Annotated in this window: 12 protein-coding genes; 8 read left to right on the forward strand and 4 right to left on the reverse strand. The window is 73.0% G+C overall.

The annotated features are described in order from the left end of the window. Positions 1-23 precede the first annotated feature (23 nt). Entirely contained in the window at positions 24-911 is an 888-nt protein-coding gene (locus tag JK359_RS08940) for a coiled-coil domain-containing protein (RefSeq protein WP_307788018.1), read from the forward strand. Positions 912-939: 28 nt separating this feature from the next. On the opposite strand, the gene JK359_RS08945 is transcribed toward JK359_RS08940, so the two are convergent. Further along, positions 940-2,586: a sodium/solute symporter gene (locus tag JK359_RS08945; protein WP_201833695.1), complete on the reverse strand. Its 1,647-nt coding sequence runs from the start codon at positions 2,584-2,586 to the stop codon at positions 940-942. After that, the gene (locus tag JK359_RS08950) at positions 2,583-3,068 is read right to left on the reverse strand and encodes a DUF485 domain-containing protein (protein WP_201833698.1); all 486 of its coding nucleotides are present in this window, start codon (positions 3,066-3,068) and stop codon (positions 2,583-2,585) included. Before JK359_RS08950 ends, JK359_RS08945 begins: the two co-directional genes overlap by 4 nt. 651 nt (positions 3,069-3,719) lie before the next feature. Here JK359_RS08950 and JK359_RS08955 point away from each other — a divergent pair. Then, the gene (locus tag JK359_RS08955) at positions 3,720-5,090 is read left to right on the forward strand and encodes an alpha/beta hydrolase family protein (protein WP_201833700.1); all 1,371 of its coding nucleotides are present in this window, start codon (positions 3,720-3,722) and stop codon (positions 5,088-5,090) included. Between the two features lie 60 nt (positions 5,091-5,150). On the opposite strand, the gene JK359_RS08960 is transcribed toward JK359_RS08955, so the two are convergent. Further along, positions 5,151-6,647, reverse strand: a complete 1,497-nt coding sequence (locus JK359_RS08960; RefSeq protein ID WP_201833702.1) for an MFS transporter — start codon at positions 6,645-6,647, stop codon at positions 5,151-5,153. Positions 6,648-7,116: 469 nt separating this feature from the next. Here JK359_RS08960 and JK359_RS08965 point away from each other — a divergent pair, with 469 nt between their 5' ends. The 4 genes from JK359_RS08965 (at position 7,117) to JK359_RS08980 (ending at position 15,115) form a co-directional block, all read left to right on the forward strand. Further along, positions 7,117-7,905 (forward strand): ABC transporter ATP-binding protein, encoded by a 789-nt coding sequence (locus tag JK359_RS08965; protein WP_201833704.1) that lies wholly within the window; start codon positions 7,117-7,119, stop codon positions 7,903-7,905. Continuing rightward, entirely contained in the window at positions 7,902-10,487 is a 2,586-nt protein-coding gene (locus JK359_RS08970; protein ID WP_201833706.1) for an ABC transporter permease, read from the forward strand. Before JK359_RS08965 ends, JK359_RS08970 begins: the two co-directional genes overlap by 4 nt. A 548-nt stretch (positions 10,488-11,035) precedes the next feature. Then, positions 11,036-14,590, forward strand: a complete 3,555-nt coding sequence (mfd, locus tag JK359_RS08975; RefSeq protein WP_201833708.1) for a transcription-repair coupling factor — start codon at positions 11,036-11,038, stop codon at positions 14,588-14,590. Between the two features lie 168 nt (positions 14,591-14,758). Continuing rightward, positions 14,759-15,115, forward strand: coding sequence for a MerR family transcriptional regulator (locus JK359_RS08980; protein ID WP_201833710.1), 357 nt, complete (start codon positions 14,759-14,761; stop codon positions 15,113-15,115). A 20-nt stretch (positions 15,116-15,135) separates the two neighbouring features. Here the strand turns inward: JK359_RS08980 and JK359_RS08985 are convergent, their stop codons facing one another. After that, positions 15,136-16,023, reverse strand: coding sequence for an SDR family oxidoreductase (locus JK359_RS08985; protein WP_236677480.1), 888 nt, complete (start codon positions 16,021-16,023; stop codon positions 15,136-15,138). Positions 16,024-16,297: 274 nt separating this feature from the next. Here JK359_RS08985 and JK359_RS08990 point away from each other — a divergent pair, with 274 nt between their 5' ends. Then, the gene (locus JK359_RS08990; protein ID WP_201833712.1) at positions 16,298-17,014 is read left to right on the forward strand and encodes an HNH endonuclease family protein; all 717 of its coding nucleotides are present in this window, start codon (positions 16,298-16,300) and stop codon (positions 17,012-17,014) included. A 260-nt stretch (positions 17,015-17,274) separates the two neighbouring features. Continuing rightward, complete coding sequence (locus JK359_RS08995; RefSeq protein ID WP_201833714.1) at positions 17,275-18,018, forward strand: GNAT family N-acetyltransferase; 744 nt, start codon at positions 17,275-17,277, stop codon at positions 18,016-18,018. The last annotated feature ends 24 nt before the right edge of the window (positions 18,019-18,042 follow it).

Here is an 18,042-nt window from a genome sequence, read left to right on the forward strand (position 1 = left end):
TCCGGTGGAGAGGAGTTCCCGGGGTGAGCAGCGCATCGACGTCGCCGCACGGCTTCGTGACCGTCCGGGGGCGCGGCTACCGCCCCCACCAGGTCGACGCGTACATGGAGGCACTGTCCGACAGCCGGGACGCCGCCTGGGAGCGGGCGGCTCGGCTGACCGTGCTGGCCAAGGAGATGGACGCGGAGGCCGCGCACGTCCGCGAGGTACTCGCCTCTCTCGCGCCACAGACGTACGAGGCGCTCGGGGAGCGGGCACGGCGCGTGTTCCAGCTCGTGGTGGACGAGGCGGCGGCGCTCGGGGCCCGTACGCGCGGCGCGGCCCGGGAGGAGGTCGCGCAGGCCGAGGCGTACGCCGAGGCGGTACGCCGGGAGGCGCAGGAGGCCGCGGACGCGCTCCGTGCGGAGGCCGACGAATACGCGAGCCAACTGCTCCTCGCCGCGCAGACCGAGGCGGAGGAGATCCGCGTCGGCGCCCGGCTCGACGTGAAGGCGGAGCGCGGCGAGGAACTGGCCTCGCTGCGCGAGCTGCGGCAGCGCGCCACGGGCATGCTCGTCGAGCAGGCCCGTGAGCACGCCGCGCGCTGGGAGCAGGCGGAATGCGAGGAGGCCGAGCGGACGGCCGAGCTGGACGCCCGGCTCGCCGAACGGCTGCGCCGGGCCGAGGCCGAGCTGGCCGAGGCCGAACGCGCCCTCGAGGAGGCCCAGGGGTGCGAGGGGTACTACCAGGAGGAGGCACGCGTACGTGCCGACGACATCATCGCCCACGCGCGTCTGCGCGAGGAGGAGATCGCCCGGGAGACCGAGCAGGTGCTGCGCGAGCACGGCGAGACCTGGGACGACGTCAGCGCGCACATGGACTCCGTGCGCGACAGCCTCATCTCGCTGACCGGCCGGGCGGCACTGGAGTAGCGACCGGGCCGCGCGCACGGACGCCCCGTCAGTTACCCCTGCGCACCGCCCCCGCCAGGATCCAGCCCTCCACCGCCTCGTACTGGCGGCGCTGCCGCTCCGCCTTCCCGTGGCCGGACAGCACCGTGCCCAGCCAGCCGAAGAAGAAGCCGGCCGGGATGGAGACGAGGCCCGTGGTGGTGAACGGGAACCAGTTGAAGTCGGCGTGCGGGAACGCCGAGACGGGTGAGCCGGAGACGAGGTTGGTGCCCGGCATGAGCAGCAGCACGGTCAGTGAGCCACCGAGCAGCGTGCTCATCAGCCCGGTGCGGGTGTAGCGGCGCCAGAAGAGGCCGTAGACCAGGGCCGGGGCGAGGGCGGAGGCGCCCAGGCAGAAGGAGAGCGTCACCAGGGGCTGCAGACTGTGGTGCTGGACCAGGGTGGCCAGCAGGATCGTGGGGACGCCCGTGGCCAGCGCCGAGACGCGGGCCAGGGTCATCTCGCGGCGGGCCGGCATCTCCTGCACCCGGGCGGCGAACACGTCGTGGGCGAGGGAGTTGGCGCACGCGAGGATCATCCCGGCCACCGAGGCGAGCAGGGTCAGGAAGATCGCGGTGATGACCATGGTGAACAGGAGGGTCTCCGCCGTCGACACGTCCGTGCCGAACGCCGCGCGCGTGCCCAGCAGGTACGCCGTGTTGCCCTGCGGGTCGGCCGCGGAGACCGCCGCCCGTCCGGCCAGGGCCGTCGCGCCGAACCCGACCACCGTGACGACCAGCACGAACAGGGCGACGATCGACACCGCCCAGGACATCGAGCGGCGCACCTGGCGGGCGCTGGAGGCGGTGTACATGCGCATGGTGACGTGCGGCAGGCAGGCGCCGCCGAGGACGACGGTCAGCTCCGAGGCGATCATGTCGAGGCGGGCGGTGGCGCCGGTGCCGAACTGCAGCCCGGAGCGCAGGAAGGCCGGCCCGGCATCGCTGCGCCGTGCCGCCGCGGTGAACAGGGCGCCCGGGTCCCAGTCGAAGCGGCGCAGCACGAGGACGGCGACCACGATGCCGGAGCCGACCAGCATCACGATCTTCAGGATCTGGATGAGCGCGGTGCCCTTCATGCCGCCGATCGCCGCGTAGGCGATCATCAGGGCGCCCAGTCCCACGACGCACCCGGTCTTCAGGGACTCGCTGCCGAAGCCGAGGACGAACGCCATCAGCTGCCCGGTCGCGGCCAGTTGGACCAGCATCAGCGGCAGCAGCGCGGTGATCGTCACGGCGCAGGCCGTGATGCGTACGCAGCGGCCCGGCAGTCGGCGGGCGAGCGCGTCGCCCATGGTGAACCGGCCCGCGTTGCGCAGCGGTTCGGCCAGCAGGAACATCAGCAGCATCAGCGACAGCGCGGTGCTCAGGGCGAGGACGACGCCGTCGTAGCCGCACAGGGCGATCACTCCGCCGGTGCCGAGGACGGTGGCGGCGGAGATGTAGTCGCCTGCGATGGCGAGGCCGTTGCGCAGCGGGGACAGGGACCCGTAGCCGGTGTAGAACTCGTCGAGGTCGTCCCGGTCGGGGCCGGTCATCACGCACAGCAGCAGGGTGAGGGTGGCGACTGTGGAGAAGGCGACCAGGAACATGGCCTGGGCGGAGTCGCTGAAGGCGGTGAGACCCGGGACGGCGGGGCTGCCCGCGGCGCCGCTCATCGCACCGCTCCGCGCCGTGCGTCCAGTTCGGCGTGCCTGCGGATGCGGTCGGCGAGCGGATCGACGTACCGGTGCGCGGTGTACTCGTACAGGGCGATCGCGAGCCAGGTGACGGGGAGTTGGAGCAGGGCGAGCAGCAGGCCGGCGGGGATGCCGTCGGCGACCGTGCTCGTCATGACGCCGGGCGCGCAGGCGGACAGGACGAGGAAGACCGTGAAGTAGCCCAGCGCGGTGAGCGTGGCGGTGCGCCGCTGCCAGCGGTAGGCGCTGCGCAGCACCCGCAGGTCGCTGTGGTGGCCGAGGGGTTCGCGGGCGGGGCGGTGGGGCGGCCGGGGTGGTTCGGGGGGCGCGGGCTGCCAGGGGTAGGTGGGGTGCGGGGGGTGGTCCGGCCGTGCGGAACGGGTCTGGGGGGAGGGGGCGTCGGGGTACGGGCGGCGGCTCGGGTGGGAGGGGTACGACGGATGCGGCGGGTCGTAGGACATCCCGGGGCTCCTCGCATGGATCGGGTCCGTGGCGGCGGACCGCAGGGAGGTGTGGGAGCAGAGCCACGCACGCTACTCGCGGAGTCCGGACCGCGCGGCGTTTTCACCGAACTGGCCAGTCGGTATGCGCTTGCCCCACGCATCCGGGCCGACATGGGCGCAGCGCCGCCGACTTGGGGTGTGGCGCGAGCCGACTTGGGCGTGGTGCGGCCGACTTGCGGTGACGCCGGCCGACTTGGGAGTGGCGCGGGCGACTTGGGTCGTGGCGTGGGCGACTTGGGTCGTGGCGTGGGCGACTTGGGTCGTGGCGTGGGCCGGCTTGGGGTGTGGCGCGGGCCGGCTTGGAGTGTGGCGCGGGCCGGCTTGGAGTGTGGCAAGGCTGACTCGGGGCGTAGCGCGGTTGGCTTGGGTGTGGCGCGGGCTGACTTGGGGCGTGGCACGTCCGACGCGGGTTGTGACGTGGGCCGGCATGGGGCGTGGTGTGGCCGGTCCGGGGCGTCTCGCGGGCCGACTCGGGGGCGTACGCCGTAGGTTGTAGGGCGGGGCCGGGCCTCCCCCCGTGGTAGGGGCTTTCCTCCGCCACGCGGCCAACGCGCGGATCCGTCCCCGAGGTGATGTCCGCGCCCATGCGGCTGACCTACTGTCCGCCGCATGAACCTCTCGCGCGTCCTGTCCCGCCAGACCGCCGTCGCGGCTCTCGTGGTCGTCGCTGCCCTGTACCCGCCGCTCCTCGCCCCCGCCGCGTTCGCCGCCCCGCCCCCTGCCTCCGGGTTCGCCGCGCAGGCTCCTGCCTCCGTGTCGGCCGCCCCACCCGCTGCCTCCGTGCCGGCCGACCCATCTGCTGCCTCCGTGCCGGCCGACCCATCTGCTGCCTCCGTGCCGGCCGCCCCATCTCCCGCTTTCGTGTCGGCCGCCCAGGCTCCTGCCTCGGCGTTAGCCGTCCAGGTCCCCGCGAGCGCCCGGGCGGCCGCCCGCGCGGCCGAGGCCCCCGCCGGGCTGCCCCGGCCCACCGGCCCGCACGCCGTCGGCCGTGCCACCCTGCACCTGACCGACAGCGCCCGCCGGGACCCCTGGGTTCCGGCCGCGGGCGCACGGCAGTTGATGGTCTCGGTGTTCTACCCGGCCCGCCCCGGCACCGGCGGTCCGACCGCCTCCTACATGACCCCGGAGGAGGCGCGGCTCCTGCTCCGGGCGAAGGCGCCGGACTCCACCGTCCCGGCCGAGGCGCTCAGCGGCATCGGCACCTGGTCGCGTCCCGGCGCCCGGCCGGCGCACGGCAGGTACCCGCTGGTGGTGCTCTCGCCGGGCTTCACCCTGCCGCGTGCCACGCTCACCGGACTCGCCGAGGACCTCGCGAGCCGTGGGTACGTCGTCGCCGTCGTCGACCACCTGTACGAGACCACGGGGACGACGCTGCCCGGCGGGCGGACCGTGCCGTGCGCGATCTGCGACGAGCCGCCGGCCGGCGGGTACCCGGCCGTCGCGAAGAGCCGGGCCGCCGACCTCTCCTTCGTGCTGGACCGCCTGACGGGGTCTCGGCCGGCCTGGCGCTACGCCCGCATGATCGATCCGGCGCGTATCGGCATGGCGGGGCACTCCATCGGTGGTGCCGCCACCGCCGCCACCATGGCCGCCGACCCGCGGGTGCGGGCCGGCGCGAACATGGACGGCACGTTCTTCGCCCCGGTGTCCGAGGGCGGCCTCGGCGGGCGTCCCTTCCTGCTCCTCGGCCAGGTCTCCGGCCTGCAGGACCAGACCTGGAACGAGGCGTGGGCGCATCTGGACGGCTGGAAGCGCTGGGTGACGGTCGCCGGAGCCGATCACGGCACCTTCACGGACGCGCCGGTGGTGACCGAACTGCTCGGTGTCGCCGAACCGGACGTGCTGTCCGGGGCGCGCTCCGAGGCGATCACGCGCGCGTACCTGGCCGCTTTCTTCGACCGGCACCTCAAGGGGAACCCCCGCCCGCTGCTCGACGGGCCGTCGGCGCGCTACCCCGAGGTCTCCGTCCGCCTGCCCTGACCGGGCCGCTCAGCGGGCGTTCATTCCCGGTACTCCAGGAGTGACCGCCCGCGCGGGCGGTCACTCCTGGAGTACCGGGAACCGGCGGGGCGCCACCATCAGCAGCACCACGAACGCCAGCGCCGCGGCGCCCGCCGCCCCCAGGTACACCGCGTGCACCGCCTCGGCGATGGCGTGCCGGGTCGTCTCGGGGGCCGTGCCGGCGTCCAGCGCGCGCGTGACGGAGTCCAGGTCGCCCGCCCCGCCGAGCCGGCCGGCCAGCACCCCGTTGGCGACGGCGCCGAACAGGGACGCGCCCACGGTCTGCCCGGTCTGCCGGCAGAACAGCACCGACGCGGTCGTGGTGCCCCGCTCCGACCAGCCCACCGTCGACTGCACGCCGACGATCAGCGGCAGCTGGAACAGTCCCAGCGCCCCGCCGAGCAGCAGCATCAGCAGCGTCGGCTGCCACCAGGAGCCGGGGTAGGGCAGGAACGGGAACGCGAACAGGACCAGCGCCGCCGTGCCGATGCCGAGCAGCGCGGTGTCACGGAAGCCGATCCTGCGGTAGACGTGCTGGCTGAGCGCGGCCGTCACCGGCCAGCTCAGCGTCCACACCGACAGCACGAACCCGGCGGCCACCGGCGCGAGGCCGAGCACGGACTGCGCGTACGTGGGCAGGAACACCGCCGGGGCCACCATCAGCAGCCCCAGCGCGCCGAGGGCCAGATTGACCGCCGCGATGGTCCGGCGCCGCCACACCCACCCCGGGATGATCGGCTCCGCGGCCCGCCGTTCCACCGCCACCACCACGCCGGCCAGGCCCAGACCGGTGCCGAACAGGGCCAGTGACGGCGCCGACAGCCAGGGCCAGGCGACCCCGCCCTGCACCAGCGCGGTCAGCAGCACCCCACCGCACGCGAACACCGCGAGCGCACCGGCCCAGTCCACGCGCACGGGACGGGCGTCCTCCCGCTCGGGCTCGTGCAGGTGCCGGACGATCAGCCACAGTGCGGCGGCGCCGATCGGCAGGTTGACCAGGAAGATCCAGCGCCAGTCGGCGTACGCGGCGAGCACCCCGCCGAGCCCGGGACCGGCCACCGCCGACACCGCCCACACCGTGGACAGCTTGGACTGTATCTTCGGGCGTTCCGCCAGCGGGTACAGATCGGCGGCCAGGGTCTGCACCGTGCCCTGCAACGCCCCGCCGCCCAGGCCCTGCACGATCCGGAACGCGATCAGCGCCCCCATGTTCCAGGCCGCCGCGCACAGCAGCGAACCCAGCAGGAACACGGCCGCGCCCACCACCAGCACCGGCTTGCGGCCGAAGGTGTCGGAGAGCTTGCCGTAGACGGGGAGCGTGACGGTGACGGCGAGCAGATAGCCGGAGAACAGCCACGAGAAGACCGAGAACCCGCCGAGGTCGCCGACGATCTGGGGCACGGCCGTGGCGACGACGGTGGAGTCGAGCGCCGCCAGTGCCATCGACAGCATCAGCGCGGCGACCACCGCACCCCGTCGCCGGGTGTCCGGCCGCCGCGCGGCTCCGTCACGTATCGCCGGTGACGTACTCCCCACCGCACACCCCTCCCGTGCTTCCGGCCGGTCGCCGGCCCGTGTCCCCTGCACCGATCTCCGCGACGACAGCTTCCCATGGCAGCGGCGACAACTTCCCACGGCGACGACGACTTGGCCGGGCCGAACGCGGCGCTGGGTGGAGCGGGAGCGGCCGAAGGGTGGAGACGACCCCGAGAACGGTTCCACCCGGCGGTGGAGCCCCCCTAGGGGTACCTCCGTACTACGGCTCGGGGAGGGTTCGTCCCGGCGGAGGACGAGCCCGGCCGGGTGCCGTCCTTAACCTGGCTTTACGCCGCTGGGGGGCGGCGGACCGCAGTGGCGGGGGTGGGGTTTACCCCCGGAAAAGAGGGGGCCACGCACCAGCGCGGGGCACCCCCGCCGACCGTGAGACTCATCGACGTACTCAGAACGGCACCCCGGCACCCGGGGGCACCCGCAGCGACCTGCCAACCGATATAGGAGACATACCGTGACATCGGCTGTGACCATTCCCAGGCACGGGGGCACTGGAGGGAAGACGGCCGTTGCCGCGCGGGCGCGGCAGGTCGTGAAGGCGTACGGCTCCGGCGAGACCCGGGTCGTCGCCCTGGACCACGTCGACGTGGACATCGCCCGCGGCCAGTTCACCGCGATCATGGGCCCCTCCGGGTCCGGCAAGTCCACCCTGATGCACTGCCTCGCCGGCCTCGACACGGTGACGAGCGGTCAGATCCACCTGGACGAGACCGAGATCACCGGCCTGAAGGACAAGAAGCTTACCCAGTTGCGCCGGGACCGGATCGGCTTCATCTTCCAGGCGTTCAACCTGCTGCCGACCCTCAACGCGATCGAGAACATCACGCTGCCCATGGACATCGCCGGCCGCAAGCCCGACCGGGCCTGGCTGGACCGGGTCGTGGAGACCGTCGGGCTCGCCGGGCGGCTCAGGCACCGGCCGACCCAGCTCTCCGGCGGCCAGCAGCAGCGTGTCGCCGTGGCCCGCGCCCTCGCCGCCCGCCCGGAGATCATCTTCGGTGACGAGCCGACCGGAAACCTCGACTCCCGTGCCGGAGCGGAGGTCCTCGGCTTCCTGCGCCGCTCGGTGGACGAACTCGGCCAGACCATCGTCATGGTCACCCACGACCCGGTGGCCGCCTCCTACGCCGACCGCGTGCTCTACCTCGCCGACGGCCGGATCGTCGACGAGATGTACCACCCGACGGCCGATCAGGTCCTGGACCGCATGAAGGACTTCGACGCCCGGGGACGCACGTCATGACCGTCATGAAGACCTCCCTGCGCAACTTCTTCGCGCACAAGGGCCGGATGGCCCTGTCGGCGGTCGCGGTCCTGCTGTCGGTCGCCTTCGTCTGCGGGACCCTCGTGTTCACGGACACGATGAACACCACCTTCGACAAGCTGTTCCAGGCGACCGCCTCGGACGTGACCGTCACCGCCAAGGGCTCCTCCGACACCGGCGAGACCACCTCCCGCACCGGCAAGCCGCCGGTCGTGCCGGCCTCCGTGGTCGGTGAGGTCCGCAGGGCCCGGGGCGTGAAGTCGGCCGAGGGCACGGTCTTCTCCACCTCCGTGACCGTCGTCGACGCCGACAAGGACAAGCTGTCGCCCAGCAGTGGCGCCCCCACCATCGTGGGCAGCTGGAACCGCAACGACGCCCGCACGATGGAGATCACCTCCGGTACGGCGCCCGAGGGCCCGCGGCAGGTGATGGTCGACGCCGACACCGCCGGCAAGCACCATCTGAAGCTCGGCGACGAGATCGGTGTCATCACGGCCGTCGGCACGCACCACGCGCGCGTGTCCGGCATCGCCTCCTTCCGGGTCACCAACCCGGGTGCGGCGATCTTCTACCTGGACACCAGGACCGCCCAGCAGACCCTGGTCGGCAGGACCGGCGTCTACACCAACATCAACGTCACCGCCGCCGGGGGCGTGACGGACGCCCAGCTGAAGAAGAACGTCACGCGGACCCTCGGCCACGGCTACAAGGTGCAGACCGCCAAGGAGGTCGCCGACGCCAACCAGAAGGACGTCCAGAGCTTCCTGAACGTCATGAAGTACGCGATGCTCGGCTTCGCCGGGATCGCCTTCCTCGTCGGCATCTTCCTGATCATCAACACCTTCTCGATGCTGGTCGCCCAGCGCACCCGCGAGATCGGTCTGATGCGGGCCATCGGCTCCTCCCGCAGGCAGGTCAACCGGTCCGTGCTCGTCGAGGCGCTGCTGCTCGGCGTACTCGGCTCCGCGCTCGGCGTCGGCGCGGGCATCGGCATCGCCGTCGGCCTGATGAAACTCATGGGCCAGATGGGCATGAACCTGTCCACCGACGACCTGACCGTCGCCTGGAGCACCCCGGCGATCGGCCTGCTGCTCGGCGTGGTCGTCACCGTGCTCGCCGCCTACCTGCCCGCCCGGCGCGCCGGCAAGATCTCCCCGATGGCCGCCCTGCGCGACGCCGGCGCCCCGGCCGACGCCAAGGCCGGAGCCGTACGGGCCGTCCTCGGCCTCCTCCTCACCGGCGCCGGCGGCTGGGCCCTGTACGTCGCCGCCGCCGCGGACAAGGCCAAGACCGGCTCGGGCTGGCTGGGCCTGGGCGTGGTACTCACCCTGATCGGGTTCGTCGTCATCGGCCCGCTGCTCGCCGCCGGCGTGGTCCGCGTCCTCGGCGTGGTCATGCTGCGGATCTTCGGGCCCGTGGGCCGGATGGCGGAGCGCAACGCGCTGCGCAACCCGCGCCGCACCGGAGCCACCGGCGCGGCCCTGATGATCGGCCTGGCCCTGGTGGCCTGCCTGTCGGTGGTCGGCTCCTCGATGGTGGCCTCCGCCACCGACGAACTGGACAAGACCGTCGGCACGGACTTCATCATCCGCAGCGACCAGCAGAACGGGCTCATCGACAAGCAGGCGGTGCGGGCCGTCAAGGACACACCGGGTCTGCGGCAGGTCACCGAGTACCGGTCGACCGAGGCCCAGCTCACCACCCCGGACGGCAAGCGGCTCAAGAACACCGCGGTCATGGCCGCCGACCCGTCCTACGCGACGGACGTGCGGACCAAGACGGTCGCCGGTGAACTCGAGGACGCCTACCGGACCGACTCGATGTCGGTGCCCGAGAAGTTCGCCGACGCCCACGGCATCCGGCTCGGCTCCACGGTCACCGTCGCCTACGAGGAGGGCCGCACGGCCCGGCTGACGGTCCGGGCCATCACGAGCAGCGACACGCTCATCGACTCCGGCGCGATGTACACGTCGATCAAGACGCTGGCCAAGTACGTCCCCGCCGGCGAGATGCCCCTGGACGAGCTGGTCTTCGCCACCGCCGAGGACGGTCACGAGGCCGCCGCCTACAAGGCGCTCAAGGCCGCGCTGCACGACGACTTCCCGCAGCTGACCGTGCGCGACCAGACCGACTACAAGCAGGAGCTGAAGGACCAGATCGGACAGCTGCTCAACATGATCTACGGCCTGCTCGCCCTCGCGATCATCGTCGCGATCCTCGGTGTGGTGAACACCCTGGCCCTGTCGGTGGTCGAGCGGACCCGGGAGATCGGCCTCATGCGGGCCATCGGCCTCTCCCGCCGCCAGCTGCGCCGCATGATCCGCCTGGAGTCCGTGGTCATCGCCGTCTTCGGTGCGCTCCTCGGCCTCGGCCTGGGCATGGCCTGGGGCGCCACCGCCCAGAAGCTCCTCGCCCTGGAGGGCCTGAAGCTCCTGGAGATCCCCTGGCCGACGATCACCACGGTCTTCGTCGGCTCGGCCTTCGTGGGCCTGTTCGCCGCACTGGTCCCGGCGTTCCGGGCGGGCCGCATGAACGTCCTGAACGCCATCGCGACCGACTAGCCGCCACCCCGCCGAGCCGACAGCCACCGCACACGGGGGTTGCGGAGGAAAACCCGGCACCGCGACGTCCCCGAGGACTCCCGGTGCCGGGTTCCGCGCTGCACGGGCACGTGTGACACGGGCCGGCGACTCGCGCCGCCGCCCCACTTCTCGCCGGCCCGGGGCCTCGCACTGCCGGGCCACGTGCGGGCCGGGCGGCGACTCGTGCCGTGGGGTCACTTCTCGGCGGGGGGCGAGTGTGCGGGCGGTGGAGGTCACTTCTCGGCGGGGGCGAGTGCGTGGGCCGTGGGGTCACTTCTCGGCGGGGGCCGAGCGTGTGTGCTGTGGGGTCACTTCTCGGCCGACCGAGTCGGGTGGTGGGTGGGCGAGGATCCGGGGGTCCAGGGGGCGGAGCCCCCTGGTGGCCGGCTGCAGCACGCGCCGCCGCACGGCGGAGGTTGTCCACAGCCCCCGCACCGCCCGCCGAGGCGTCGTACGCTGGGAACCCCCGGCCGGTTCCCCGCGTCGGGCTCTTCGCGTTGCCCACACCAGGACGGAAAGCCTCCTCCATGAGCCTGCACGGTCTGCTCGACGCCGTAGTCAAGGACCCCGCCCTCGCGGAAGCGATTCCGGCGGCGGCGGACGGCAACCGCATGCACGTCGACCTCGTCGGCCCCCCGGCGGCCCGCCCCTTCGTCGTGGCCGCCCTCGCCCGCGAGGCCGCCCGCCCCGTCCTCGCGGTCACCGCGACGGGCCGCGAGGCCGAGGACCTCGCCGCCGCCCTGCGCTCCCTGCTGCCCGAAGAGGGCGTCGTGGAGTACCCCTCCTGGGAGACCCTCCCGCACGAGCGGCTCAGCCCGCGCAGCGACACCGTCGGCCGTCGCCTCGCCGTCCTGCGCCGCCTCGCCCACCCCCGCCCGGACGACCCCGAGACCGGCCCGGTCTCCGTCGTCGTCGCACCCGTGCGCTCGGTGCTCCAGCCGCAGGTCAAGGGCCTGGGCGACCTGGAGCCGGTGTCCCTGAGGACCGGCCAGACCGCCGACCTGAACGACGTCGTGGAAGCCCTCGCCGCTGCCGCCTACGCGCGCGTGGAGCTGGTCGAGAAGCGCGGCGAGTTCGCCGTGCGCGGCGGCATCCTGGACGTGTTCCCGCCCACCGAGGAACACCCCCTGCGCATCGAGTTCTGGGGCGACGACGTCGAGGAGATCCGCTACTTCAAGGTCGCCGACCAGCGCTCCCTCGAAGTCGCCGAGCACGGACTGTGGGCCCCGCCCTGCCGTGAGCTGCTGCTCACCGACGACGTGCGGGCACGCGCGCGTGCCCTCGCCGAGGCCCACCCCGAGCTGGGCGAACTCCTGAACAAGATCGCCGAGGGCATCGCCGTCGAGGGCATGGAGTCCCTCGCGCCGGTCCTGGTCGACGACATGGAACTGCTGCTCGACGTGCTGCCCAAGGGCGCGATGGCCGTCGTCTGCGACCCGGAGCGGGTCCGCACCCGCGCCGCCGACCTCGTGGCGACCTCACAGGAGTTCCTGCAGGCCTCCTGGGCGGCCACCGCGGGCGGCGGTGAGGCCCCGATCGACGTCGGCGCGGCCTCCCTGTGGTCCATCGCCGACGTGCGCGACCGGGCACGCGAGCTGGACATGATGTGGTGGTCCGTGTCGCCGTTCGCGGCAGACCTCGACCTGACCGACGCACATGCCGCCGACACGGCGGGGGACACCCTCAAGCTCGGCATGCACGCCCCCGAGACCTACCGAGGCGACACCGCGCGGGCCCTCGCCGACACCAAGGGCTGGCTCGCCGACGGCTGGCGCACGGTCTACATCACCGAGGGCCACGGCCCGGCCGCCCGCACGGTGGAGGTGCTCGGCGGCGAGGGCATCGCGGCCCGCCTGGACTCCGACCTCGGCGAGCTGAGCCCCGCCCTGGTGCACGTCTCCTGCGGCTCGATCGAGTACGGCTTCGTGGACCCGGCGCTGAAGCTCGCCGTGCTCACCGAGACCGACCTGTCCGGCCAGCGCACCGCGAGCCGCGACGGCGCCCGCATGCCGGCCCGCCGCCGCAAGACCATCGACCCGCTCACCCTGGAACCGGGCGACTACATCGTCCACGAGCAGCACGGCGTCGGCCGCTACATCGAGATGGTGCAGCGCACCGTCCAGGGCGCCACCCGCGAGTACCTCGTCGTGGAGTACGCGCCCGCCAAGCGCGGCCAGCCCGGCGACCGGCTGTACATCCCGACCGACCAGCTGGAGCAGATCACCAAGTACGTCGGCGGCGAGGCCCCCACCCTGCACCGCCTCGGCGGCGCGGACTGGACGAAGACCAAGGCCCGCGCGAAGAAGGCCGTCAAGGAGATCGCGGCCGACCTGATCAAGCTGTACAGCGCGCGCATGGCCGCGCCGGGCCACGCCTTCGGCGCCGACACGCCCTGGCAGCGCGAGCTGGAGGACGCCTTCCCGTACGCGGAGACCCCGGACCAGCTCACCACCATCGCCGAGGTCAAGGAGGACATGGAGAAGTCGGTCCCCATGGACCGGCTGATCTGCGGCGACGTCGGCTACGGCAAGACCGAGATCGCCGTACGGGCCGCCTTCAAGGCCGTACAGGACGGCAAGCAGGTCGCCGTGCTCGTCCCGACGACCCTGCTGGTGCAGCAGCACTTCGGCACGTTCTCCGAGCGGTACGGGCAGTTCCCGGTCAGTGTGAAGGCGCTCTCCCGCTTCCAGACCGACACCGAGGCCAAGGCCGTCCTCGAGGGCCTGAAGGAAGGCGCGGTGGACGTCGTCATCGGCACCCACCGCCTGTTCTCCTCCGAGACCAAGTTCAAGGACCTCGGCCTGGTCATCGTGGACGAGGAGCAGCGGTTCGGCGTCGAGCACAAGGAGCAGCTGAAGAAGCTCCGCGCCAACGTCGACGTCCTGACCATGTCGGCCACGCCCATCCCGCGCACCCTGGAGATGGCGGTCACCGGCATCCGCGAGATGTCCACGATCACCACGCCCCCGGAGGAGCGCCACCCGGTGCTCACGTTCGTCGGGCCGTACGAGGAGAGGCAGATCGGCGCCGCCATCCGCCGCGAGCTGCTGCGTGAGGGCCAGGTCTTCTACATCCACAACCGGGTCGAGTCCATCGACCGCGCGGCGGCCCGCCTGCGCGAGATCGTCCCCGAGGCGCGCATCGCGACGGCCCACGGCCAGATGTCCGAGTCGGCGCTGGAGCAGGTCGTCGTCGACTTCTGGGAGAAGAGGTTCGACGTGCTGGTGTCGACCACGATCGTGGAGTCCGGCATCGACATCTCCAACGCCAACACGCTGATCGTGGAGCGCGGCGACAACTTCGGCCTGTCCCAGCTGCACCAGCTGCGCGGCCGCGTCGGCCGGGGCCGGGAGCGCGGCTACGCCTACTTCCTCTACCCGCCGGAGAAGCCGCTGACGGAAACCGCGCACGAGCGTCTGGCGACCATCGCCCAGCACACCGAGATGGGCGCGGGCATGTACGTCGCGATGAAGGACCTGGAGATCCGCGGCGCCGGCAACCTGCTCGGCGGCGAGCAGTCCGGGCACATCGCGGGCGTCGGCTTCGACCTGTACGTCCGCATGGTCGGTGAGGCCGTCGCCGATTACCGGCGCCAGCTGGAGACCGGCGAGATCGAGGAGGAGCCGCCGCTCGAGGTCAAGATCGAGCTTCCGGTCGACGCGCACGTCCCGCACGACTACGCGCCCGGCGAGCGGCTGCGCCTCCAGGCGTACCGGGCGATCGCCTCCGCCATCAGCGAGGAGGACATCAAGGCCGTCCGCGAGGAACTCACCGACCGCTACGGCAAGCTGCCCGAACCGGTGGAGAACCTGCTGCTGGTGGCCGGGCTGCGGATGCTCGCGCGGGCGTGCGGCGTCGGCGAGATCGTCCTGCAGGGCACCAACATCCGCTTCGCGCCGGTGGAGTTGCGCGAGTCGCAGGAACTGCGGGTCAAGCGGCTCTACCCGGGCACGGTCATCAAGCCGGCCGTGCACCAGGTGCTGGTCCCGCGCCCGAAGACCGCGAAGGTCGGCGGCAAGCCGCTGGTCGGCCGCGAACTGCTCGCCTGGGTCGGCGAGTTCCTCACCTCGATCCTGAGCTAGCGAACGCTGGGCGGGACGGCAAACACGGGCAGCAGCGGCCATCCGGGCAGGGCGGCAACGCGGGCAGCAGCGGCCACCCGGGCAGGGCGGCAGCGCGGGCAGCGGCGGCCACCCGGGCAGGGCAGCACCATGGGAGCGGCGGCGACACGGGCAGGGGGCGGGGCGGGCGTGCGGATCGGTGAGCTGGCCGAGGTGACCGGAGCGACACCGCGCGCCCTGCGCCACTACGAGCAGCAGGGCCTGATCACCTCCGCGCGCGCCGTCAACGGCTACCGCGAGTACGACGCCCGTCAGGCGGTCCGCGTCCGCAACATCCGAGGGCTCCTGGAGGCGGGGCTGACCCTGGACGACATGCGGGTCTTCCTGCCTTGCCTGGACGGCGACGTGACCGCGGGCCCCGCCTCCGCCAAGGGGCTGGAGGTCGCCCGGGACCGGCTGGCCGTGCTGGACGCCCGCATCGCGGCCCAGACGGCGGTCCGCGACCGGCTGGCGGCGGCCCTGCGCCAGGCGGACGAGACCGCCTGACGCCCTCCGGAAGGGCGTGGTCAGGCGACGACCGCGCCGCCGTCCACCGGCAGTACCACGCCCGTCACGAACGACGCCTGCGGTGAGGCGAGCCCGGTGATGGCCCAGGCGACCTCCTCGGGGCGGCCGATCCGGCCGAGCGGGGTGTGGTCGAGCTGCCACTTGCGCAGGCCGGCGCGCTGCTCGGCGGTGAGCCCGGAGTGGTCGGCGATCGGTGTCTCGATCGCGCCCGGAGCCACGGCGACCACCCGGATGCCCTGCGGTGCCAGTTCCACCGCCCAACTCCGGGTCAGCACCTCCAGGGCCGCCTTGCCCGCCGCGTACAGGGAGTTGCCGGGCCAGGCCCGCTGGCCCACCGAGGTCGTCACGTTCACCACGACGCCCCGGCTCTCCTCCAGCGCGGGCAGCGCGGCCTGGGTGAGCAGCACGGGCGCGAGGAGGTTGGTCTCCAGCAGCGGCCGTACCGACGCGCGCGTGTAGCCGCGCAGGGAGTCGCTGGTGACGACGGCCGCGTTGTTGACGAGCACGTCGAGCCGGCCGTACCGCTCCAGTGCGGCCCGTACGACACTCCCGGGCCCGCCCTCGGCGGTGAGGTCCGCGGGCAGGGGCGTGATCCCGGGGTGCCCCTCGGCGGTCTCGGCCAGGGGTGCGGCCCGCCGGCCCACGGCGACGACACGGGCGCCCTCGGCGGCGAACGCCCGCGCGGTGGCCCGTCCGATACCGGTGCCGGCGCCGGTCACGAGGACGGTACGGGGACCGGGACGCCGGGAGGAGCCGGTCCGGGAGGAGCCGGTCCGGGAGGAGACGGTCCGGGAGGAGCCGGTCCGGGAGGAGCCGGCCTGGGGGTGGCCGGACCGGGGGCGGTCGGTCTGGGAGGGGGCGGCGGGGGAGGGGCTGTTCTCGTTCATGCCGGGATCGTCGGACCCTGCCGCCAATGACAAGGTCAAGTCCGGTGCTCCTCGCACCACCGGTGGGTTGGAGGTTGGGGGGAGCGGCGTGCGGGGCGGCTTCCTGTCTTCCGCGCTCCCCTCGCACGGCCTGAAATACCCCTCACTGCGCCCGCCTTGCCCCGTAAACAACCCTTTACGCTCTATCTGCCGGGTGGCGCAGGGAAGTTACGGTGGGAGTGGCACACTCCGCTCGCACGTGAGGGGCGGACCGGGCGAGCAAGGGGGACGTACCGTGACGCGTCTGAGGGGCGGAGCGGTCACCGCCGTGGCCGTGCTGGTCACCGTGACCGGATGCACGGCCGATCAGACCAGGGGGGCCTCCGGCCCGCAGGAGACCGGACACGGCGGCGCGGCCCTGGCCGCCGCCGGTTCACTGACCGTCAAGGGACGTGCACCGAAGACCGGTTACTCGCGGGACCGCTTCGGCACAGCCTGGGCGGACACCGACTCCAACTCCTGCGACACCCGCGACGACATACTCAAGCGCGACCTGGAGGACGTGAAGTTCACCGGCGGCACCTGCAAGGTCTCGTACGGTCTGCTGGAGTCCGACCCCTACTCCGGAAAGAGGATCACCTACCGGCGCGGCCGCAGCCAGGTCGACATCGACCACGTCGTCGCCCTCTCCGACGCCTGGCAGAAGGGCGCCAAGTACTGGGGCCCCAGCAAGCGCATAGCCCTGGCCAACGACCCCCTCAACCTCATCGCCGTCGACGCGAGCACCAACCGCGGCAAGGGGGACGGCGACGCGGCCACCTGGCTCCCGCCCGCCAAGGCCTACCGCTGCACCTATGTCGCCGCCCAGGTCGCGGTCAAGAAGAAGTACGGCCTGTGGGTCACCGCGGCCGAGCAGGCCGCCATGAAGAAGGTCCTCACCGGCTGCCCGAAGCAGAAGCTTCCCACCGGCGGCAACCCCACCAAGGCACCGGAGCGCTTCCGCGCCCACTGACCGCCCCCGCGCCGCCTACCGGCCGCCCCTGGGTCCGCAAGCCCCGCCTGCCTACTGGCCGCCCCCGGGTCCGCAAACCGCGTCTGCCTACTGGCCGTACTGGCCGCCCCCGGGTCCGCAAGCCCCGCCTGCCCTCTGCCCTTTGTTCGTGCCGCCCGCGCCTGCCCTCGGCCCTGGCTCTCCGCGCCGGCCACCTGCGGCTCGCCCGGCGGCCGGTAATTCGTTACGCCGCCGGAGACCCGCCGCCTACCGTGGACGCCATGGAAGTCAAGGTGAGCAGCATCGCGCAGCGGCCCGACCGGCTGCCCGCGGTGCAGGAGATGGCCGACACCTGGCCCGAGTTCGTGACCCAGGACCCGGTGGGCGCCGCCCATTACGGCCGCATCCCCACCGAACTGCCCGAGTACGCACTGTTCGCCGAGGACGAGCACGGCCGGGTCGTCGCCCACGCCTACAGCGTGCCGTTCGCCCTGCACGTCGAGGGCCGGCGCACCCTGCCCGCACGGGGCTGGGACCAGATCCTGCTCTGGGCCTTCGCCGACCTGCGCCACGGCACCCGGCCGGACACCGTGAGCGCCATCTCGGTCACCATCGCCCCGCACGCCCAGGGCCACGGCCTGTCCGCCGTGCTGCTCTCGGCGATGCGGGACAACGCCCGCGCCCGCGGCTTCCGCGAGGTCGTCGCCCCGGTCCGCCCGAACGCCAAGCACCGGGAACCGCACACCCCGATCACCGAGTACGCCCACCGGGTCCGGCCCGACGGGCTGCCGGCGGACCCGTGGCTGCGCGTGCACGCCCGGGCCGGCGCCACCATCGACTCCGTCGCGCCGGCCTCCATGACCGTCGGCGCCTCACTGGACGACTGGCGCCGCTGGACCGGGATGCCCTTCGACACCGAGGGCGATGTCGCGGTGCCCGGCGCGCTGGTCCCGGTCCGCTGCGAACCGGAGCGCGGGTACGCCGTCTACGTCGAACCCAACGTATGGATGCGGCACCCGCTGTGACCCCGCGCCGGGCCCGGCCCGGCA

The organism is Streptomyces actinomycinicus (assembly GCF_016741775.1).
GTDB lineage: Bacteria > Actinomycetota > Actinomycetes > Streptomycetales > Streptomycetaceae > Streptomyces > Streptomyces actinomycinicus.